The organism is Novacetimonas hansenii (genome assembly GCF_014843995.1).
GTDB lineage: Bacteria > Pseudomonadota > Alphaproteobacteria > Acetobacterales > Acetobacteraceae > Novacetimonas > Novacetimonas hansenii.
Genome location: NZ_CP062147.1, coordinates 1547634 through 1563213, shown reverse-complemented (window position 1 = coordinate 1563213; position 15580 = coordinate 1547634). Strand labels below are relative to the sequence as shown.

Sequence of the window (15580 nt, the reverse complement as noted above, 5' to 3'; positions counted from 1 at the left end):
CGTTCAGGAAGGGTCTGTAGGCAGGCCACCATTGCCAAAGATGTAATTGCTGACCTGCTGTTCCAGACTGACCGGTTCATGGGTGTCGGTTATGGGCGCATCGGGGGAAAGCGTGGCCTTACTGTCGCCCGCCCGCACCATCAGCGCCATATCGGCCGTCAGCGACGGGCTGCCGATGGACAGGCTTGTATCGGCGGGCAGATTGACGGCACGATCCACCGTAAAGCCCACATTCGCCATATAGGTCGTGGGGTCAAGGACGATGGAAGTGACCCGCCCGACCGAAACCCCGCCCAGTTCCACATCGGCACCGACCTTCAGCCCGTTGGCGGAAATAAACCGCGCCGTCAGGGGACGACCGCCACGGTCCGGCCCCATCTGGGACGCACGGGCATAGGCACAGAACCCCGCCGCCACCAGCAATACCAGACCACTGGAGATGATCGCGCCGCTTCTTTCCCTTGCCATGACGATCCTTTGCCCATTTATGTATCGCAGCAATGGCATCGACCATCGCATCCAGACGTTGCATATAGACTAATTCGCCACGGATATCCCGACAATGACACTCCTGCAGGCAATCATCATTGCAATTATCCAGGGGGCAACCGAACTGTTCCCTGTCAGCAGCCTTGGGCACGCGGCCATCGTGCCCGCACTCCTGCACTGGTCGGTGGACCTGCATGGGGACACGTTCCTGCCTTTTCTGGTCATGCTGCATCTGGGGACCGCCACTGCCCTGCTGCTGTTTTTCTGGGGGGACTGGCGCGCCCTGCTGTCTGGCGCATCGGGACGCGATGGCGTGCAGCGACAGATCGAGAGCGTACGCATCTTCATCCTGCTTGGCGTTGCGACGGTTCCGGCGGTGATCGTGGGGGGCCTGTTCGAACACATGATCCGTCACCTGTTTGGCACTGCGCGCTATGCGGCGATTTTCCTGACGCTCAATGGTGCGATGCTTTTGCTGACGGAACGGATCAAGGGCCGGGGCACGCAAAATGTCCTGAGCCGGCCCATCGCCTCTCTGGGCATGGTGGAAGCCGTCATCATCGGCCTGTGCCAGTGCCTTGCATTTTTCCCCGGGATTTCGCGTTCCGGGGCCTGCATCGTGGGGGGGCTTGTCTGTCGGCTGTCGCATGAAAATGCGGCGCGTTTTTCATTCCTGATGGCACAGCCCGTCATCCTGATGGCCACCGTCAAGGAAGCGTTCGAGATGCGGCATATCACACTTGCCCCCGGGCAGTTGCAGACGGCCGGGATCGCGGCGGTGGTGGCGGCGGTGGTGGCGCTGTTCAGCACCGTCATCCTGATGCGGTATTTCCACGATCATGAAAAATGGGCGCTGCAGCCTTTTGGATATTACTGCATTGCCATGGGGGTATTCGCCTTCATCTATCTGGGCTGACGGCGATTGGTGGCGATGCAGGCACAGGACGCCAACCCGGCCATTCATGCCGTATCGCGCATGCAAACCCAATGGTGGCGGGAGCGTTTTTTGCGCAAGCAGCACCATATCCGCCACACCGCATGCGACCTGGTCTGGTTTGGCGATTCCATTACCCATAACTGGGAACGCCACGGACCACCGGCATGGCAGGACTTTGCCCCGGTGTGGCGGGCCTATTATGGGGATCGCCGTGCGATCAACCTTGGCTTCCGGGGGGATGATACGCGCAACCTCCTGTGGCGTCTCATGCATGGGGAACTGGATTTCCATAACACCCCGCGCGTTTTCATCGTGATGATCGGGGTCAATAACCTCGGGCATCTCGGCCAATACGCGGGACAGGCCGCAGGAGGCATCCGCCGCATTGTGGAACGCATACACCATGCATTCCCCGACAGCTCCCTCATCCTCCCTGGTGTTCTGCCCTCCCTGCGATCAGCATGGGTGACATCGCAGACAACGCGCCTGAACCATATGTTGCGCACCTATGCCGCACCGCGGGGGCGATGGCTGCATTACATCGACCTTGCCCCCTGCCTTCAGACCGGCGGCAAGGTTGACGCCAGCCTGTTCATGGACCCGCTTCTATCGCCGCCGGGCCTGCCGTTGCATCCGTGCGCCATGGCGCAGGCGCGCATCGCACGACATCTGGAACCACTCATATGCAGGCTGCTAGGTGACTATCCGCATCATCTCCTGCCGCCTCGCGCTGCCTATTGCGGCGTTCCCTGACCCTGCCCCCTTGTTCCGTTGGGCGGTGGCCCTGCCTTGCGCGGCCCTGAATACGCCCCAGGAGGCGGCCGGTCGATCGGCGGGGAGAGCATCATGGGATCGTACATCGCACTGCGTCCCGAAACCGCGGCAACATGGGACAGGCGTTCACGTGGCAGGGCCTCGGGGCATTCATCGCGCAGGAAGGCAATGATCTGTTCGCGTATTTCACAGCGCAGGTCCCAGCTTTGCATCGCAGAACGGGCACTGGCGATTACGCGGATGGTCATGACCTGCGCGCTGCAATCCGCGACCTGTACATCGAATACCTTGCCATCCCACAGGGGGGCTGCATGCACGATTTCGCGCAGACGTTCGCGAATACGGTCCATCGGGGCGTGAAAATCCACATACAGGAACACCACCCCGATCAGGGCTGCCGAATTATGGGTCCAGTTCTGGAACGTATTTTCAAGAAAATATGAAATCGGCACGATATGCCGCCGCCAATCCCATACCCGCAGAACAACATATGTGGAGGTTATTTCCTCCACCCAGGCCCAGTCACCATTAATGATGATCAGGTCCTCCATACGGATGGGCTGTGTCATCGCGATCTGCATGCCCGCGAACAGATTGGTCAGCAACGGGCGCGCGGCCAACCCCACCACGAGTGAGGCCGCACCCGCCGATGCAAACAGGCTCAGCCCATACTGGCGCACCGGTTCGAACGTCATGAGCGAGGCCCCGACCGTCAGCAACCCGATCAGCAGGTCCGCCGTCCGGCGCAGCATGCGCACCTGTGTCATATGCGTGCGCAGCAGGATATCGTCCTTGTCGTTCTTGTCACTGATCCGCGCAAGATAGGCTTCCGACAGGATACGGGTGGCGACAACTGCCGCATATCCCAGCATCAGCACAAACAGTACCAACAATGTATGCGTCGTGGCCTGGATCATTTCATATGGCAGGCCGGACGCCGGCAGCGCCGTTCCGACAAACAGCACGACCAGCATGATGCGCACCGGGCGCTGCATGGCCATGGTGAAGGTACGCACAAACGCGCCGCGCTTCTGTCCCGGGATACGAAGGATAAGCTTTGTGAAGAAACGGCTGAAAAGTTCTGCCATCAGTCCGGCAGCGCAGAGCATGAGAATGGAGGAAACAGGCCCAGGCAACCACCCGAAAAGATTTTTAAGGTCAGTAAGAACGGTAATGAATTCGTTTTTCACGAATGAATCTCAGCTTTTCTCTTATATAGTCTGGGGTATGGTACGCATATTGCGCACGTGGCGACAACGCGACCTTGCGGCCTGAATTCTTTTTATAAGGGAATCATGGCGATAACGGGTTGACTTCTCCCTTGGGCGGGGATATTTCGCACTCATCCTAACGCGATGGCGGCGTAGCTCAGCGGTAGAGCAGGGGAATCATAATCCCTTGGTCGGCGGTTCAAATCCGTCCGCCGCTACCATCCGCGTTAGGATTGATTTCCCTAGAAAAATTGCAATTATTCATCGCTCTCAACAGCCTGTTTGTTGTGTGGGTTTGGCACATTGCTAATCCCCGGTTTAGCACTCCTCTGCTCTAAACGATAGCGGGCCACTTTTGTTGCAGCGCTCTGTGCCCTGCGTTTCTGGCTCGCCTCACGCACATAATGTCCGACCATCGCCGTGCTGGTGTGCCCGGTGATCGACATGATTTCGCGCTCGGAGCATCCAGCCTCGGCCAGCCATTTGGCGGCCGTCGTTCGCAGTCCGTGCGTGACCACACCCTGCAGTCCGGCCGCACGGATCTGTTTCCCCATCTCGTGCTGGAAATGGTTCACTTTCCACGGCCTGCCATCCGTCCTGGTCAAAATCGTCTCAGCTCCGTGCCTGGGCATGGAGTCCAGCAGATGCCGTGCCCGGTCGTGGAGAGGGATCCAGACTCGCGCACGCGTTTTGAGCTGGACCACGTAGATCCCTGCTCCATCGTAATCAGCCCATTTCATCGTAACCAGGTCCTGCCCGCGCTGGCCCGTAGTGAGGGCGAGAATGACTGCGGCGCGGATGCGCGTTCCAAAACTGAAAACGGACGGTGGATATCGGGCCTGGTCAGAGACGCCGCTCCAACTCGTCTTTGATACGCCAGCGGCCTTCATGGGTGGCGACCATGGAAGGGGGCGTATATTTCAGAAATCCCGACCACTCCCGACCGTACAGATCGTGCCACAGACTTAACCAGCGTTCCCAACAGGGGTCATATCGATAGATACGATCCACATCACAATCGTCGATCCAGGTGCGGTAGATGTCACTTTCGGAAATCTTGACGACAAACCTGCGTGGATCTGTCGCCGTCAGGTCATCACAAAAATCGTCCTGTGTGCCGGCAGCAACCGCCCGTCGATAGTCCTGGCAGGTATGGCGATAGCCGTTGCGCAGTTTCGTGCGGATGGTCTCGTACCGTTTACGGCCGTCTTTTTCGACCAGGACGTTGCGCAATCTCTCGGTACCGTTCAACTCCTCAATGACGGGTGCATTCGCCCAGGTGATGATGTCCTGCAACGTGCGCACCTCGTCATAGGCTCGGGCTTTTCCTGATTTTTCCATCAGGTATTCGAACTCAGCATCGACGGCCCATGTGACGGCCCCCGCGAACGTCGCGCACGCAGGAAAGCAGGTCAGGATGATATCGTCGAAATCACCACACAGGATCAGTTTCCCCCGTATCCACGTCAGGTTGAACCAGTAGGCTGATCCACCGCTCGGTTTCCGGAAATGGAAGGTACGGGTTTCGGCCTCCACCATCTGGTGATTGGTGATTTCAGGTGGTGTCGTAAGGCGCGTCATGGCAGGCACCCCACGAACAGCAGTACCAACCCGCCCCAGATCAGGGAGAACAGCAGGGCGTAGGCCGCAACCTCCTCAGCCGTTGGCAGGCGGTCACGCAGCCGTTCGACCTGCCGGTCTGAAAGCGGGGTCATGGCGTGCCCCCCTGCGTCTGGGAGGTGGGTGTGGCGGATTCCGGTTCTTCCAATGCGTGGAGAACCCATTCGGGGATCTGCGGGTTGTCTACCGGGTATCTGGCTGTGGCGATAACGATCAGCAGATCGTCCCGCCCTTGCGGGATATAGGTGATCTGCTCTGCCGTTGTGCGGATATCCCACACCAGTTTTTCATGCTCGGGATCAGCGGCGACCATGGCTGCCGCCACAACGGACTGGGTGACACCGGTAACGGCGCAGGGCTGTAATGGCGGCTCCGCTGCGCTGAACTGCCCCCTAAAAACGCTCCAGTCAAACGGAGCCTCTCTGCGATCACCGCCACGCCAGCTATCGGTTTCCAGAAGTGCTGTATACAGCGCGCCGCCGTTATCCGCTCCCACTGGTCGTCACGTAAGCCATAGCGCCGCATCTATTGTTCTCCCCCAAATCCGAAAAAAACAGTCATGACAGAGCAACAGAAAGTACACCCCTCAGCTCAGAGCCTGTTTGAAAAGTCAGGCTCGATAATATCATGAAATCATAAAAGTTTTTGGTGAAGCTTTTTCCAAAAAGCTTCAGAAGACGCCGCCTTTCTGAAAAAAGGCAGCACCCAAAAACTTTTCTTATTTTTTATCAATGAGTTGTTTTCAAACAAGCTTTCAGGGCTTAACTGACGACACGCCGTAAGGCCCTGAACACCACCGCCACGACCGCCGGTGATCGAAAAATACGGCCCAGAGGCATGCCCCCTCCCCGTCTGCCGCAATCCATAAAGCAGACAGGCAGTTATGGGAGAAAACGAAAGGTCCGGGCTTTTGGTGGGTAAGTGCAATAGCTGACGTAGTGACAACTCGATTTTTCTTGCCGCTCCCAAATAAGTCCTGCTACGTATTACAAAACGTAATACGGAGATGTGGCCATGGAAACGGTCGTCGTGCGCAAACAGGGCAATTCTGTCGGCGTTACTCTTCCGGCGGAAACACGTATCCGCCTTGGTCTGGAAGTCGGACAGGAACTTACGCTGGTCGAAATGGTCGACGGAATCAAGCTGGTGAAGCGCAATCTCAAGCTTGAACGCCAGATGCAGATGGCGCGCGAGACGCTGCGTGAGCAGGCTGACGTTCTTCAGGAACTGGCCAAGCGCTGATGCCGGATCTGCCTGAGTTTCTGGAACCTGACGTGGTGCTGTTCATGCACGATCAGGCCCTGAAGGAATATGGCGGGACCCATGGCCTCAGAAACGAGGATATGCTGCACAATACGTTAGCCCGCGCCGAAAACTGCTGGCACTCTACTGAATTACCGGCACTGGACGCCGCTCCCCTGGCTGCGGCCTATGCTTATGGCATTGCGCTTAATCATTGCTTCAATGACGCCAACAAGCGAACAGCCTGGAACTGTTGCATCCTTTTCCTTCGGTTGAATGGAACCCGTGTGCAGGTCAGCGCCCCGGATGCCGTCGAGGCGATGGTGGCTCTTGCATCTGGCGCAATGGCGGAAGATGCGTTTGCGGCGTGGCTTCGGCAACATTTTCAAAATCAGTAATTCATATATTTTCGACATCGGACCAGATTTTCTCATGAGCACGACACCCAATACTGCCTCCCTATCTTCCATGATCTGGCAGGTCGCCGATCTCCTGCGTGGCGATTTCAAGCCAGCCGAATACGGCCGGGTTATCCTGCCCTTTACCGTTCTGCGCCGCCTCGATGCCGTGCTGGCCCCGACCCGTGACAAAGTGCTGAAGGAAAAGGAGAAGTGGGAGCGCAAAGGGATCGACCCAATGCCTTTCATGGAGAAAGCCGCTGGTTTGCGGTTCGTAAACACGTCTGACTTCACGCTGAAAGGCGTGCTGGATGATCCGGATAACCTGGCCGAGAACCTGTCCGCCTATATCAACGCCTTCTCCCCCGCCGCCCGTGACATCTTCGACCATTTCCGCTTCACCGAACAGACAGACCGGCTGGCCAAAGCCAATCTCCTCTATCTGGTGCTTGAAAAATTCATCAGCTTCGACCTCAGCGATAAGGCCGTTGATAACCACCAGATGGGGCAGGTGTTCGAAGAACTGATCCGCAAGTTCTCGGAAGCCTCCAACGAGACCGCTGGTGAGCATTTCACCCCGCGCGAAGTCATCAAACTAATGGTGAACCTGATCTTTGCTGAGGATGACAGCCTGCTGACCCCCGGGAATGCTGCGGTCCGCACCATCTATGACCCCACCGCGGGCACCGGCGGCATGCTTTCTGTCGCGGAAGAGTTCCTGCTCGACCACAATCCGGATGCCCGCCTGACCATGTTCGGGCAGGAGCTGAACCCGGAATCTTATGCCATCTGCAAGGCTGACATGCTGATCCGTAATCAGGATGTCAGCAATATCCGCCTTGGCAACACGCTCTCCGATGATGAACTGGCGGACCATAAATTCGATTACATGCTTTCCAATCCGCCTTTTGGCGTGGAATGGAAGAAGGTCGAAAAAGCCGTCCGGGCCGAGCACGAAAAGCAGGGTTATGACGGACGCTTCGGCCCTGGCCTGCCGCGTATCTCCGACGGTTCCATGCTGTTCCTGCTGCATCTTGTTCACAAGATGCGTCTTACCAAAGATGGGGGCGCACGTTTCGGGATTGTCCTGAACGGCTCCCCCCTGTTCACGGGGGCTGCGGGGTCTGGCGAGTCCGAAATCCGGCGCTTTGTGCTGGAAGAAGATCTGGTCGAAGCCATCATCGCATTGCCGACCGATATGTTCTTCAACACCGGCATCGCCACCTATGTCTGGGTGCTGACCAACCGGAAGCCGCAAAACCGCAAGGGCAAGGTGCAACTGATCGACGCCTCCTCCTTCTGGCGGAAAATGCGAAAAAGCCTCGGCTCCAAACGCAAGGAAATGGGGGAGGACGACATCACCCTCGTCACCCGCCTGTTCCGGGATGCGCAGGAAGCGCAACTTGCCACCATCACCGCCACAGACGGCACGCAGACACGTGCAGTCGTGATGCGGGGCGAAGCGCCACCGGAAGCGCCAGAAGGCGGCAAGGTCCGGCTCGCGCCGCTCAGCCGCATCTTCAATAACGAGGATTTCGGTTATCAGACCATCACCGTGGAGCGTCCGCAACGCGACGGGGACGGCAAGATCGTCCTCGGCCAGCGCGGCAAGGCGAAGGGCAAGCCCATGCCCGATAGCAGCCTGCGCGATACGGAAAACGTGCCGCTGAACGAGGATATTCACGCTTATTTCAAACGCGAAGTCCTGCCCCATGCCCCGGATGCGTGGATTGATGAGGACAAGACAAAGATCGGCTACGAAATTCCGTTCAACCGGTATTTTTATGTGTTCGAGCCACCGCGCCCGCTTGCGGAGATTGATGCGGATCTGAAAGAGGTGACTACGAAAATCATGGCAATGCTTGGGGAGCTTTCGGCATGAGCTTTCCAAAGTATCCGGCTTATAAGGACAGTGGGGTTGAGTGGATCGGGGATATTCCGGTTGGGTGGATAATATCTCCTCTTCGTTACTTGGCTCAATGTCTCGATGGGAAGCGCATTCCTCTTAATAAAGAGGAGAGGAGCTGTAAAAAAGGAAACATTCCTTATTGGGGTGCCAACTGCATTGTTGATTTTGTTGACGAATTCTTATTTAACCAAGAATTAATTTTAATTGGAGAGGATGGCGCTCCTTTTTTTGACAAGACAAAGGAAGTATCTTTTTATATAAATGGGCCTATATGGCCTAATAATCATGTGCATGTATTGAAGGTATTTGAAAATTTTTCTCCAAAATTTCTAGTGAATGCTCTTAATTTCGTTGAATATTCTTCATATATTGAGGGCTCAACCCGAGATAAACTTACACAAAACAACATGAATAGAATTGTTTTGCCAATTCCACCACTCCCCGAACAGCAGGCAATAGCCAGCTTTCTGGACCGCGAGTGTGGGAAGATTGATGCCCTGATTGCCGAACAGGAGCGGCTGATTGCCCTCCTTGCGGAAAAGCGGCAGGGCGTCATCTCCCACGCCGTCACAAAAGGCCTGAACCCCAACGTCCCCATGAAGGACTCAGGCATCCCTTGGATCGGGATGGTGCCGGAAGGGTGGGATTATTCTCGCCTTCGTTTCGTAGCTCAGTTTAATCCCTCAAAAACAGAAATTTCCTATCTTCCATTAAACGAAGAAATTTCTTTTCTTCCCATGGAAGCTATCGGAGATGATGGAACGATCAACCTCGAACAAAAACGAAAAATTTCTGATGTCCAGAATGGCTACACATATTTCAGAGATATGGACATTGTTTTTGCAAAGATAACGCCATGCTTTGAAAATGGGAAAGGTGCTGTGGTTAAAGGATTGCTTCGAGGCGTTGGCTTTGGAACAACCGAGCTTATCGTTGCCAGATCTGTACCATCGCGCGTTATTCCCGAATATCTTTTCCTCTTTTTTCAGTCAGATATTTTTAGAAAACCTGCTGAGGCATCTATGTATGGAGCCGGTGGCCAAAAACGTGTTTCAGAACGGTTCGTTCGGGATTTCTCAATTTCTCTCCCGCCACTTCCCGAACAGCAGGCAATCGCCAGTTTTCTGGACCTCGAGTGCAGGAAGATTGATACTTTGATTGCTGAACAGAAAGCGATGCTTGCTCTTTGTAAAGAACGCCGCGCCGCCCTCATCTCCGCCGCTGTCACCGGCAAGATCGACGTTCGCGCCCAGAGCAAGGCGCGTGCAGCGTGATCGACACCAAGGGCCGCTCTCTGGAGCTTTTCTATATCGACGGTCATCCGGACGGGATGATTACTGCCGAACTCTTCAACTGGACGGGGCATGTGTTCGTCACGCCGCGCACGCGCCTGACCGAGGCGCTGCGACGGGAGGAAGCCGGTTACGCGGGCGTGTACCTGCTGCTGGGGGATAAGGATGGGCAGGATTTCGCCTATATCGGCGAGGCCGAGGACCTCAGCACGCGACTGAAGCAGCATGCGGCGGCGAGTGACAAGGACTGGTGGGAAACCGCCGTTCTGATCTCCGCCAGTGCAAATCGGCTCAACAAGGCGCATGTAAAATATCTCGAAGCGCGGCTGATCGCCATGGCGCGGGAGATCGGGCATACGCCGCTGCATAACGGCAACGCGCCCTCCCTGCCGGGACTGACGGAGGCGGATATTGCCAAGATGGAGGCGTTTCTTGGCAGCCTGATGGTGGTGCTGCCGGCCATCCGGGTGGACATGTTCATTCAACGCAGCCGTCCGGCGGGATCATCGCGCCCCGTTCCGGCGTTTGAGGCGGCGGAAGCGGACACGGATCATGCGATAACGCAGACCGCTCGTTTTGTTCTGAACAAACCCCGCATTGATCTGACGGCGAAAGCGGTTTTTCAGGACGGCGAATTTATTGTCGAGGCCGGGTCGCAGGCACGGGGTGAGTGGCAAAGGCAGGACAGTGTGCAGGCTGGTTCCTACAGACCGTTGCACGATGAACTGGTGCGGTCGGGTATTCTGCAAATGGCGGGAACACATCGGGTGTTTACCAAAGATTATGCGTTCAGAAGCCCAAGCGCGGCCGCCGCAGTTGTTTTCGGCCATTCCGTGAGTGGTCCTGCCGCATGGAAGCTGGAAAGCAACCCGGAGGTTTCGTTCCGGGACTGGCAGGCCCGTCAGCTTGATGCAGTAACAGAAAAAGACGCTAGCACATGACAGACCTCCACAAAGAGCACCATCTGGAAACCGAAATCTGCGATGACCTCGCGCGCTCCGGCTGGCTTTATGATGAGGTTTCGGCGGCCCGATATGACGTGGGACTGGCGCTGTTCCCCGAAGACCTGCTGGCGTGGGTGCGCGAATGCGAGCCCGAGGCGTGGGAGACGCTGGAAAAAACGCATGGTGGCGCGGCGGGTGCTGTGTTGTGCCAGCGGGTGCGGGATGCGCTGAACATACGGGGCACGCTGGTTGTGCTGCGGGACGGGCTGGACATTATCGGCCTGACGAAGACGCTGAAAATCTGTCAGTTCCGTCCGGCCCTGACAATGAATCCGCATCTGCGTCATCGCTATGACGCCAATCGCCTGCGCGTGGTGCGGCAGGTGCGCTATTCGGCCAGCAACGGCAATGAACTGGATCTGGTGCTGTTTCTGAACGGCATTCCGGTGGCCACGGCGGAGCTGAAATCGAACTACACACAGTCGGTGCAGGACGCGGTGGAACAGTATTGCACCGACCGCCTGCCGAAACCGCCCGGCAAGCCTGCGGAGCCGCTGCTTTCAGTCCCTGGTGGTGCGGTCGTGCATTTTGCTGTCAGCAACAGTGATGTGAGGATGTGCACCCATCTGGATGGCGTGCACAGCCGCTTTCTGCCGTTCAATCAGGGGAATCATGGTGGGGCGGGCAATCCCGATACCACGGCATATCTGTGGCGCGAGGTCTGGCAGCCGGACTCATGGCTGGATATTCTGGGCCGCTACGTCATTGCGGTGAAGAAAAAGGGGAAGATCTCGGGCTGGATCTTTCCGCGCTATCACCAGCTTGCCGCCACACGACTGTTGGTCTCCACTATTCTGGAGGAAGGGCCGGGACAGCGTTACCTGATCCAGCATTCCGCAGGATCGGGCAAAACGAACTCCATCGCGTGGACGGCGCATTTCCTGTCCGACCTGCATGACGTTCATAATCACAAGCTGTTTGATACGGTCATCGTGGTGTCGGACCGCACTGTTCTGGACCGGCAGCTTTCGGAAACCATTGAAAGCTTTGAGCGCACGCGTGGCGTGGTGGCGTCAATCTCCGGCAACGGCGGCAGCAAGAGCCAGGAACTTGCGGCGGCCCTGCATACCGGCAAGAAAATCATCATCTGCACGATCCAGACCTTTCCGTTCGCTCTGAAGGAAATCCGTCAGCTTGCGGCGACCGAGGGCAAACATTTCGCCGTAATTGCTGATGAGGCTCACTCCTCGCAGACCGGGACATCAGCCAGCAAACTCAAGGCAGCTCTTTCAGCCGGTGAACTGGCGGAGCTTGCAGACGGTGGGGAGATCAGCACGGAAGACGTGATGACATCGGAAATGTCGCAAAGGACTGCGGCAGACGCAGGCATTTCCTTCATTGCTTTCACGGCCACGCCAAAGGCCAAAACGCTGGAACTGTTTGGGCGTGTGCCGCATCCGGATCAGCCCAAGGGCGAGCACAACAAGCCTGGGGCGTTCCATGTCTATTCCATGCGGCAGGCTATCGAGGAAGGCTTCATCCTTGATGTGTTGCAGAATTATGTGTCCTGGAAACAGGCGTTTCGCCTGAGCCAGAACGGGCAGATTCTGGATGACACGGAAGTCGAGGCTTCGGAAGCGAAGAAAGCGCTGATGAAGTGGGTGCGCCTGCATCCCACCAACATCTCCGCGCGTGTACAGATCGTGGTGGAGCATTTCCGACAGAATGTGCAGCCTCTTCTTGGTGGCAAGGCGCGCGCCATGGTCGTGACGGCCAGCCGCAAGGAGGCCGTGCGCTGGAAACTGGCTATGGATCGCTATGTTAAGGAAAAGCATTATCCATTCGGGCTTCTCGCAGCATTCTCGGGCGAAGTGGAGGATCTGGAAAGTGGTCCGGAGCCCTTTACGGAAAGCAATATCAACCCGGCCCTCAAAGGGCGCGACCTGAGGGAAGTCTTTGCCGAAGATCCATGGCGGATTCTGATCGTGGCGAACAAGTTCCAAACGGGTTTCGATCAGCCATTGCTGTGCGGCATGTATGTGGATCGTAAGCTTGGCGGGATTCAGGCCGTTCAGACGCTTTCGCGCTTGAACCGCTGCTATCCGGGCAAGGACATGACCTTTGTGGTCGACTTCGAAAATGATCCCGAAGACATCCTCAAGGCGTTCCAGCAATATTACACAAAGGCCGAGCTGACGGACCTGAGTGACCCGAACTGCGTGGTGAACCTGCGTCACAAGCTGGATGATGCCGGGTTGTATGATCAACCTGAAGTGGACCGGGTGGCTCATATCCTTATCAATCCGAAAGCGTCACAGCAGCAGCTTGATGCGGCGATTGTGCCGGTCAGTTCCCGTGTGCTGGACCGGTATCGTGATGCCCGGAAAATTGTTCAGGCCGAACCGGAAGGCGTACAGGAGCGGAAGGAGGCAAAGGAACGCATTGACGGATTGGTTCAGTTCCGAAGCGATCTGGCATCTTACGTGCGGATGTATGAGTTTTTCAGCCAGATGCTGAACTATGGCAATCCGGATTATGAAAAGCTGTACCTGTTCGCAAAAATGCTCTGGCCTTTGCTGAAGTTCGACCGTGAGCGAGAGACCATTGACACGACGACCCTGCGTCTGACGCATCACCGGATGAAGGATCTGGGCAGGCAGAAGCTTGGGCTGAAGAACGAAGCCGGTGACGGGCTGGAGCCCATAAAAGAAGCCGGTTCGGGACAACCGCAGGATAAGGTGAAGGTTCAGCTCTCCCACGTTATTGAGGCAATCAATGACCTGTTCGAAGGTGATCTGACGGATGGTGACAAGGTGGCGTTTGTCACCGGGCTGGAAACCAAGCTGGCGGAATCAGAAAAATTGCGGGAACAGGCAAAGGCCAACACCAAGGACCAGTTCGCCAACTCACCAGATCTTCACGAAGAAGGACTGAATGCGACCATCGAACTGATGGAAGCACATGAAAAGATGGGCAAACAGATGCTGAACGATAGTGCGCTGTTGCGTGCCGTTATTGCCGCCATCGTGAAACAGGGCGGGTTATGGGAAGCGATGCAGAAATAAAGCGTGTTACCCCATTCAGGTAAGGCACGACACGCACAGGCCAACGCGGCAAGAGACCCAGAGTGATCGTTAAGGGACTGTTTGAAAAGTCAGGCTCGATAACATCCTGAAATCATAAAAGTTTTTGGTGAAGCTTTTTTCAAAAAGCTTCAGAAGACGCCGCCTTTTTGAAAAAAGGCGGCACCCAAAAACTTTTCTTGTTTTTTACTCTCTAACTGAACAGAGACCTGTCGCCGCCCCACAAAACTCTTATACCTGTTTGTGCATGGTTTTGGGGAGTTGGGCTGTTACATTCTGTTTCATAAGGAATTTGGAGATCTGTATTCCCCATGAAACCGTTTCGTCTTGCCCTTGCCGCGACCATCCTGCTGGCAGGCGTCTCCACATCCGCTTTCGCAAATCGTGCGGAGCGGCTTATGAAAATGTCCGAGGCGGAAATTCAGGAAAAGACAATGGTCGTGAACCAGCCGTGGGATCCGGCCATCATGATCGGACAGAACCGATTGCCGCCAAAGGGATCGGTGGATGAGGCGCGGGCATGGCTGGATGCCGCCATCCTGACGAAGCCCAGTCCCCTCGGAAAGTCTGGCGACGCGCTGTTTTACGTGGGGGCCGGAGCATGGGGCAAGAAAGCGTATACCGGCAGTGAATTCCGGGATTATGCCCACATGAAATATATGGACAGTCCCGGCCCTGCGTTCATCAACGTCAACCAGACGAACAAGAATGGCGAGTGCTCGGAAACAATCATGCCACATGGCGGGATTGTCGACGGGTTCCTGCCCCGCGAGACGATCGAGATGGATTGCGCGCATAGCGTCGAACTGCTGTCACCCATCCTGCGTAGCACGGTTGAATATATCGCCAGCCTGGACCATCCGTGGGAATTTCAGTTCGTCGCGACGGATGGAACCGCCTTCACGGATATCATAACCCCGAATGAGGCCAAGGCGTTGCTGGATAGGGTTGATGAAGAAAAGACCAAAATGGCCAAGTAATTCATATCCGCGTTTCCCGATATTCGACCGGGAAACGCGGACGATCATAAAGTCGACCGCCTCAATGCCATGCGGGAAAAGGCTGGTGATGAATTCTTTTATATTCGCTTGCGAAATATTGGAAGGCTTGGCTAAAGCCGGTTAAGTCTACCGTACTCGTACCTGAATCGCTCGTGGCACTGAAGGTTTCAGCACTCATCAGTGCTTGAAGTGCTGGCGTCCAGATGGACAAACGACCATCATCTATGAACCATGCTCCTGGTGGGTTTGTAACCCAGCCGTTTATGTGATGATAGGAGCCAAAATCGAACGTAACGTTTTTATTTATATCTTTGTTATGGGGATCATAATAATTTAAAGTTGGAACCCTTGGCTTTTCTGGACTTCCGTGGTAAATCATAGTTGATATTACAATATTTGGCTCCGTGTCACTCTCTCCGCAAAAGACCATAACTTCATCAAATGTATGTGGAGAAGGACCGACCATGCAGTTTCCAAATTCTCTCGGCATTACATCTGGGTCAGCATAGGCGTCCGGAACAAGAACTGTCCCGGATAGAATGCATGTCCCAAGGAAAGAAGCAGCCAGCAGACCAAAATATCGTTTAATTCGAATCATGGGACAAATAATCCAAGTGTTACTTTATGGTGATATAATCTAGCAGTTTATAATGCAGACTGCCTGTACGGCATTGCATGCC

General features: G+C 55.8%; 17 protein-coding genes and 1 tRNA gene. 10 read left to right on the top strand and 8 right to left on the bottom strand.

Translation table 11 applies throughout. From position 1 onward, the window contains the following. Positions 1–3: 3 nt before the first annotated feature. Positions 4–468: an MlaD family protein gene (locus IFJ82_RS06915; RefSeq protein ID WP_003620397.1), complete on the bottom strand. Its 465-nt coding sequence runs from the start codon at positions 466–468 to the stop codon at positions 4–6. 94 nt (positions 469–562) lie between these two features. On the opposite strand from IFJ82_RS06915, the gene IFJ82_RS06910 reads away from it, so the two are divergent. Together IFJ82_RS06910 and IFJ82_RS06905 are read left to right on the top strand one after the other, a co-directional pair. After that, entirely contained in the window at positions 563–1405 is an 843-nt protein-coding gene (locus IFJ82_RS06910) for an undecaprenyl-diphosphate phosphatase (RefSeq protein WP_075595302.1), read from the top strand. Between the two features lie 15 nt (positions 1406–1420). Further along, a complete protein-coding gene (locus IFJ82_RS06905) occupies positions 1421–2179 on the top strand; it encodes a GDSL-type esterase/lipase family protein (protein ID WP_192266086.1) in 759 nt (252 codons plus the stop codon). On the opposite strand, the gene IFJ82_RS06900 is transcribed toward IFJ82_RS06905, so the two are convergent. Beyond that, a complete protein-coding gene (locus IFJ82_RS06900; protein ID WP_040510856.1) occupies positions 2161–3390 on the bottom strand; it encodes a mechanosensitive ion channel family protein in 1230 nt (409 codons plus the stop codon). The genes IFJ82_RS06905 and IFJ82_RS06900 overlap by 19 nt on opposite strands. Before the next feature lie 167 nt (positions 3391–3557). Here IFJ82_RS06900 and IFJ82_RS06895 point away from each other — a divergent pair. Then, positions 3558–3632 (top strand) — tRNA-Met (locus IFJ82_RS06895). A gap of 36 nt (positions 3633–3668) precedes the next feature. Here the strand turns inward: IFJ82_RS06895 and IFJ82_RS06890 are convergent. From IFJ82_RS06890 to IFJ82_RS06870, 5 genes are all read right to left on the bottom strand, one after another. Next, positions 3669–4301, bottom strand: a complete 633-nt coding sequence (locus IFJ82_RS06890) for a tyrosine-type recombinase/integrase (protein ID WP_192266084.1) — start codon at positions 4299–4301, stop codon at positions 3669–3671. Further along, complete coding sequence (locus IFJ82_RS06885; protein ID WP_192266082.1) at positions 4255–4992, bottom strand: hypothetical protein; 738 nt, start codon at positions 4990–4992, stop codon at positions 4255–4257. Before IFJ82_RS06885 ends, IFJ82_RS06890 begins: the two co-directional genes overlap by 47 nt. Next, positions 4989–5126 (bottom strand): hypothetical protein, encoded by a 138-nt coding sequence (locus IFJ82_RS06880; RefSeq protein WP_167400299.1) that lies wholly within the window; start codon positions 5124–5126, stop codon positions 4989–4991. The genes IFJ82_RS06885 and IFJ82_RS06880 overlap by 4 nt, the downstream gene beginning before the upstream one ends. Beyond that, positions 5123–5527: a hypothetical protein gene (locus IFJ82_RS06875; protein WP_192266080.1), complete on the bottom strand. Its 405-nt coding sequence runs from the start codon at positions 5525–5527 to the stop codon at positions 5123–5125. Before IFJ82_RS06875 ends, IFJ82_RS06880 begins: the two co-directional genes overlap by 4 nt. 137 nt (positions 5528–5664) lie before the next feature. Beyond that, complete coding sequence (locus tag IFJ82_RS06870; RefSeq protein WP_192266079.1) at positions 5665–6000, bottom strand: hypothetical protein; 336 nt, start codon at positions 5998–6000, stop codon at positions 5665–5667. Positions 6001–6045: 45 nt separating this feature from the next. Between IFJ82_RS06870 and IFJ82_RS06865 the strand changes: the two genes are divergently transcribed. From IFJ82_RS06865 to IFJ82_RS06835, 7 genes are all read left to right on the top strand, one after another. Then, complete coding sequence (locus tag IFJ82_RS06865; protein ID WP_003620405.1) at positions 6046–6273, top strand: AbrB/MazE/SpoVT family DNA-binding domain-containing protein; 228 nt, start codon at positions 6046–6048, stop codon at positions 6271–6273. Next, a complete protein-coding gene (locus tag IFJ82_RS06860) occupies positions 6273–6671 on the top strand; it encodes a type II toxin-antitoxin system death-on-curing family toxin (RefSeq protein ID WP_192266077.1) in 399 nt (132 codons plus the stop codon). Before IFJ82_RS06865 ends, IFJ82_RS06860 begins: the two co-directional genes overlap by 1 nt. Positions 6672–6705: 34 nt before the next feature. Next, positions 6706–8553, top strand: coding sequence for an HsdM family class I SAM-dependent methyltransferase (locus IFJ82_RS06855; RefSeq protein ID WP_225578805.1), 1848 nt, complete (start codon positions 6706–6708; stop codon positions 8551–8553). Beyond that, positions 8550–9854, top strand: a complete 1305-nt coding sequence (locus IFJ82_RS06850) for a restriction endonuclease subunit S (RefSeq protein WP_192266075.1) — start codon at positions 8550–8552, stop codon at positions 9852–9854. The genes IFJ82_RS06855 and IFJ82_RS06850 overlap by 4 nt, the downstream gene beginning before the upstream one ends. After that, positions 9851–10813, top strand: a complete 963-nt coding sequence (locus IFJ82_RS06845; RefSeq protein WP_192266073.1) for a GIY-YIG nuclease family protein — start codon at positions 9851–9853, stop codon at positions 10811–10813. Before IFJ82_RS06850 ends, IFJ82_RS06845 begins: the two co-directional genes overlap by 4 nt. Next, a complete protein-coding gene (locus tag IFJ82_RS06840) occupies positions 10810–13881 on the top strand; it encodes a type I restriction endonuclease subunit R (RefSeq protein ID WP_192266071.1) in 3072 nt (1023 codons plus the stop codon). Before IFJ82_RS06845 ends, IFJ82_RS06840 begins: the two co-directional genes overlap by 4 nt. A 329-nt stretch (positions 13882–14210) precedes the next feature. Continuing rightward, a complete protein-coding gene (locus IFJ82_RS06835) occupies positions 14211–14879 on the top strand; it encodes a hypothetical protein (protein WP_192266069.1) in 669 nt (222 codons plus the stop codon). A 61-nt stretch (positions 14880–14940) separates the two neighbouring features. Here the strand turns inward: IFJ82_RS06835 and IFJ82_RS06830 are convergent, their stop codons facing one another. Then, the gene (locus tag IFJ82_RS06830) at positions 14941–15498 is read right to left on the bottom strand and encodes a hypothetical protein (protein WP_192266067.1); all 558 of its coding nucleotides are present in this window, start codon (positions 15496–15498) and stop codon (positions 14941–14943) included. Between the last annotated feature and the right edge of the window lie 82 nt (positions 15499–15580).

Bases quoted from the DNA above. Each gene is read 5' to 3' on its own strand.
- IFJ82_RS06915 (WP_003620397.1), bottom strand. From the start codon at position 468: ATGGCAAGGGAAAGAAGCGGCGCGATCATCTCCAGTGGTCTGGTATTG.
- IFJ82_RS06910 (WP_075595302.1), top strand. From the start codon at position 563: ATGACACTCCTGCAGGCAATCATCATTGCAATTATCCAGGGGGCAACC.
- IFJ82_RS06905 (WP_192266086.1), top strand. From the start codon at position 1,421: ATGCAGGCACAGGACGCCAACCCGGCCATTCATGCCGTATCGCGCATG.
- IFJ82_RS06890 (WP_192266084.1), bottom strand. From the start codon at position 4,301: ATGAAGGCCGCTGGCGTATCAAAGACGAGTTGGAGCGGCGTCTCTGAC.
- IFJ82_RS06885 (WP_192266082.1), bottom strand. From the start codon at position 4,992: ATGACGCGCCTTACGACACCACCTGAAATCACCAATCACCAGATGGTG.
- IFJ82_RS06880 (WP_167400299.1), bottom strand. From the start codon at position 5,126: ATGACCCCGCTTTCAGACCGGCAGGTCGAACGGCTGCGTGACCGCCTG.
- IFJ82_RS06865 (WP_003620405.1), top strand. From the start codon at position 6,046: ATGGAAACGGTCGTCGTGCGCAAACAGGGCAATTCTGTCGGCGTTACT.
- IFJ82_RS06860 (WP_192266077.1), top strand. From the start codon at position 6,273: ATGCCGGATCTGCCTGAGTTTCTGGAACCTGACGTGGTGCTGTTCATG.
- IFJ82_RS06855 (WP_225578805.1), top strand. From the start codon at position 6,706: ATGAGCACGACACCCAATACTGCCTCCCTATCTTCCATGATCTGGCAG.
- IFJ82_RS06850 (WP_192266075.1), top strand. From the start codon at position 8,550: ATGAGCTTTCCAAAGTATCCGGCTTATAAGGACAGTGGGGTTGAGTGG.
- IFJ82_RS06840 (WP_192266071.1), top strand. From the start codon at position 10,810: ATGACAGACCTCCACAAAGAGCACCATCTGGAAACCGAAATCTGCGAT.
- IFJ82_RS06835 (WP_192266069.1), top strand. From the start codon at position 14,211: ATGAAACCGTTTCGTCTTGCCCTTGCCGCGACCATCCTGCTGGCAGGC.
- IFJ82_RS06830 (WP_192266067.1), bottom strand. From the start codon at position 15,498: ATGATTCGAATTAAACGATATTTTGGTCTGCTGGCTGCTTCTTTCCTT.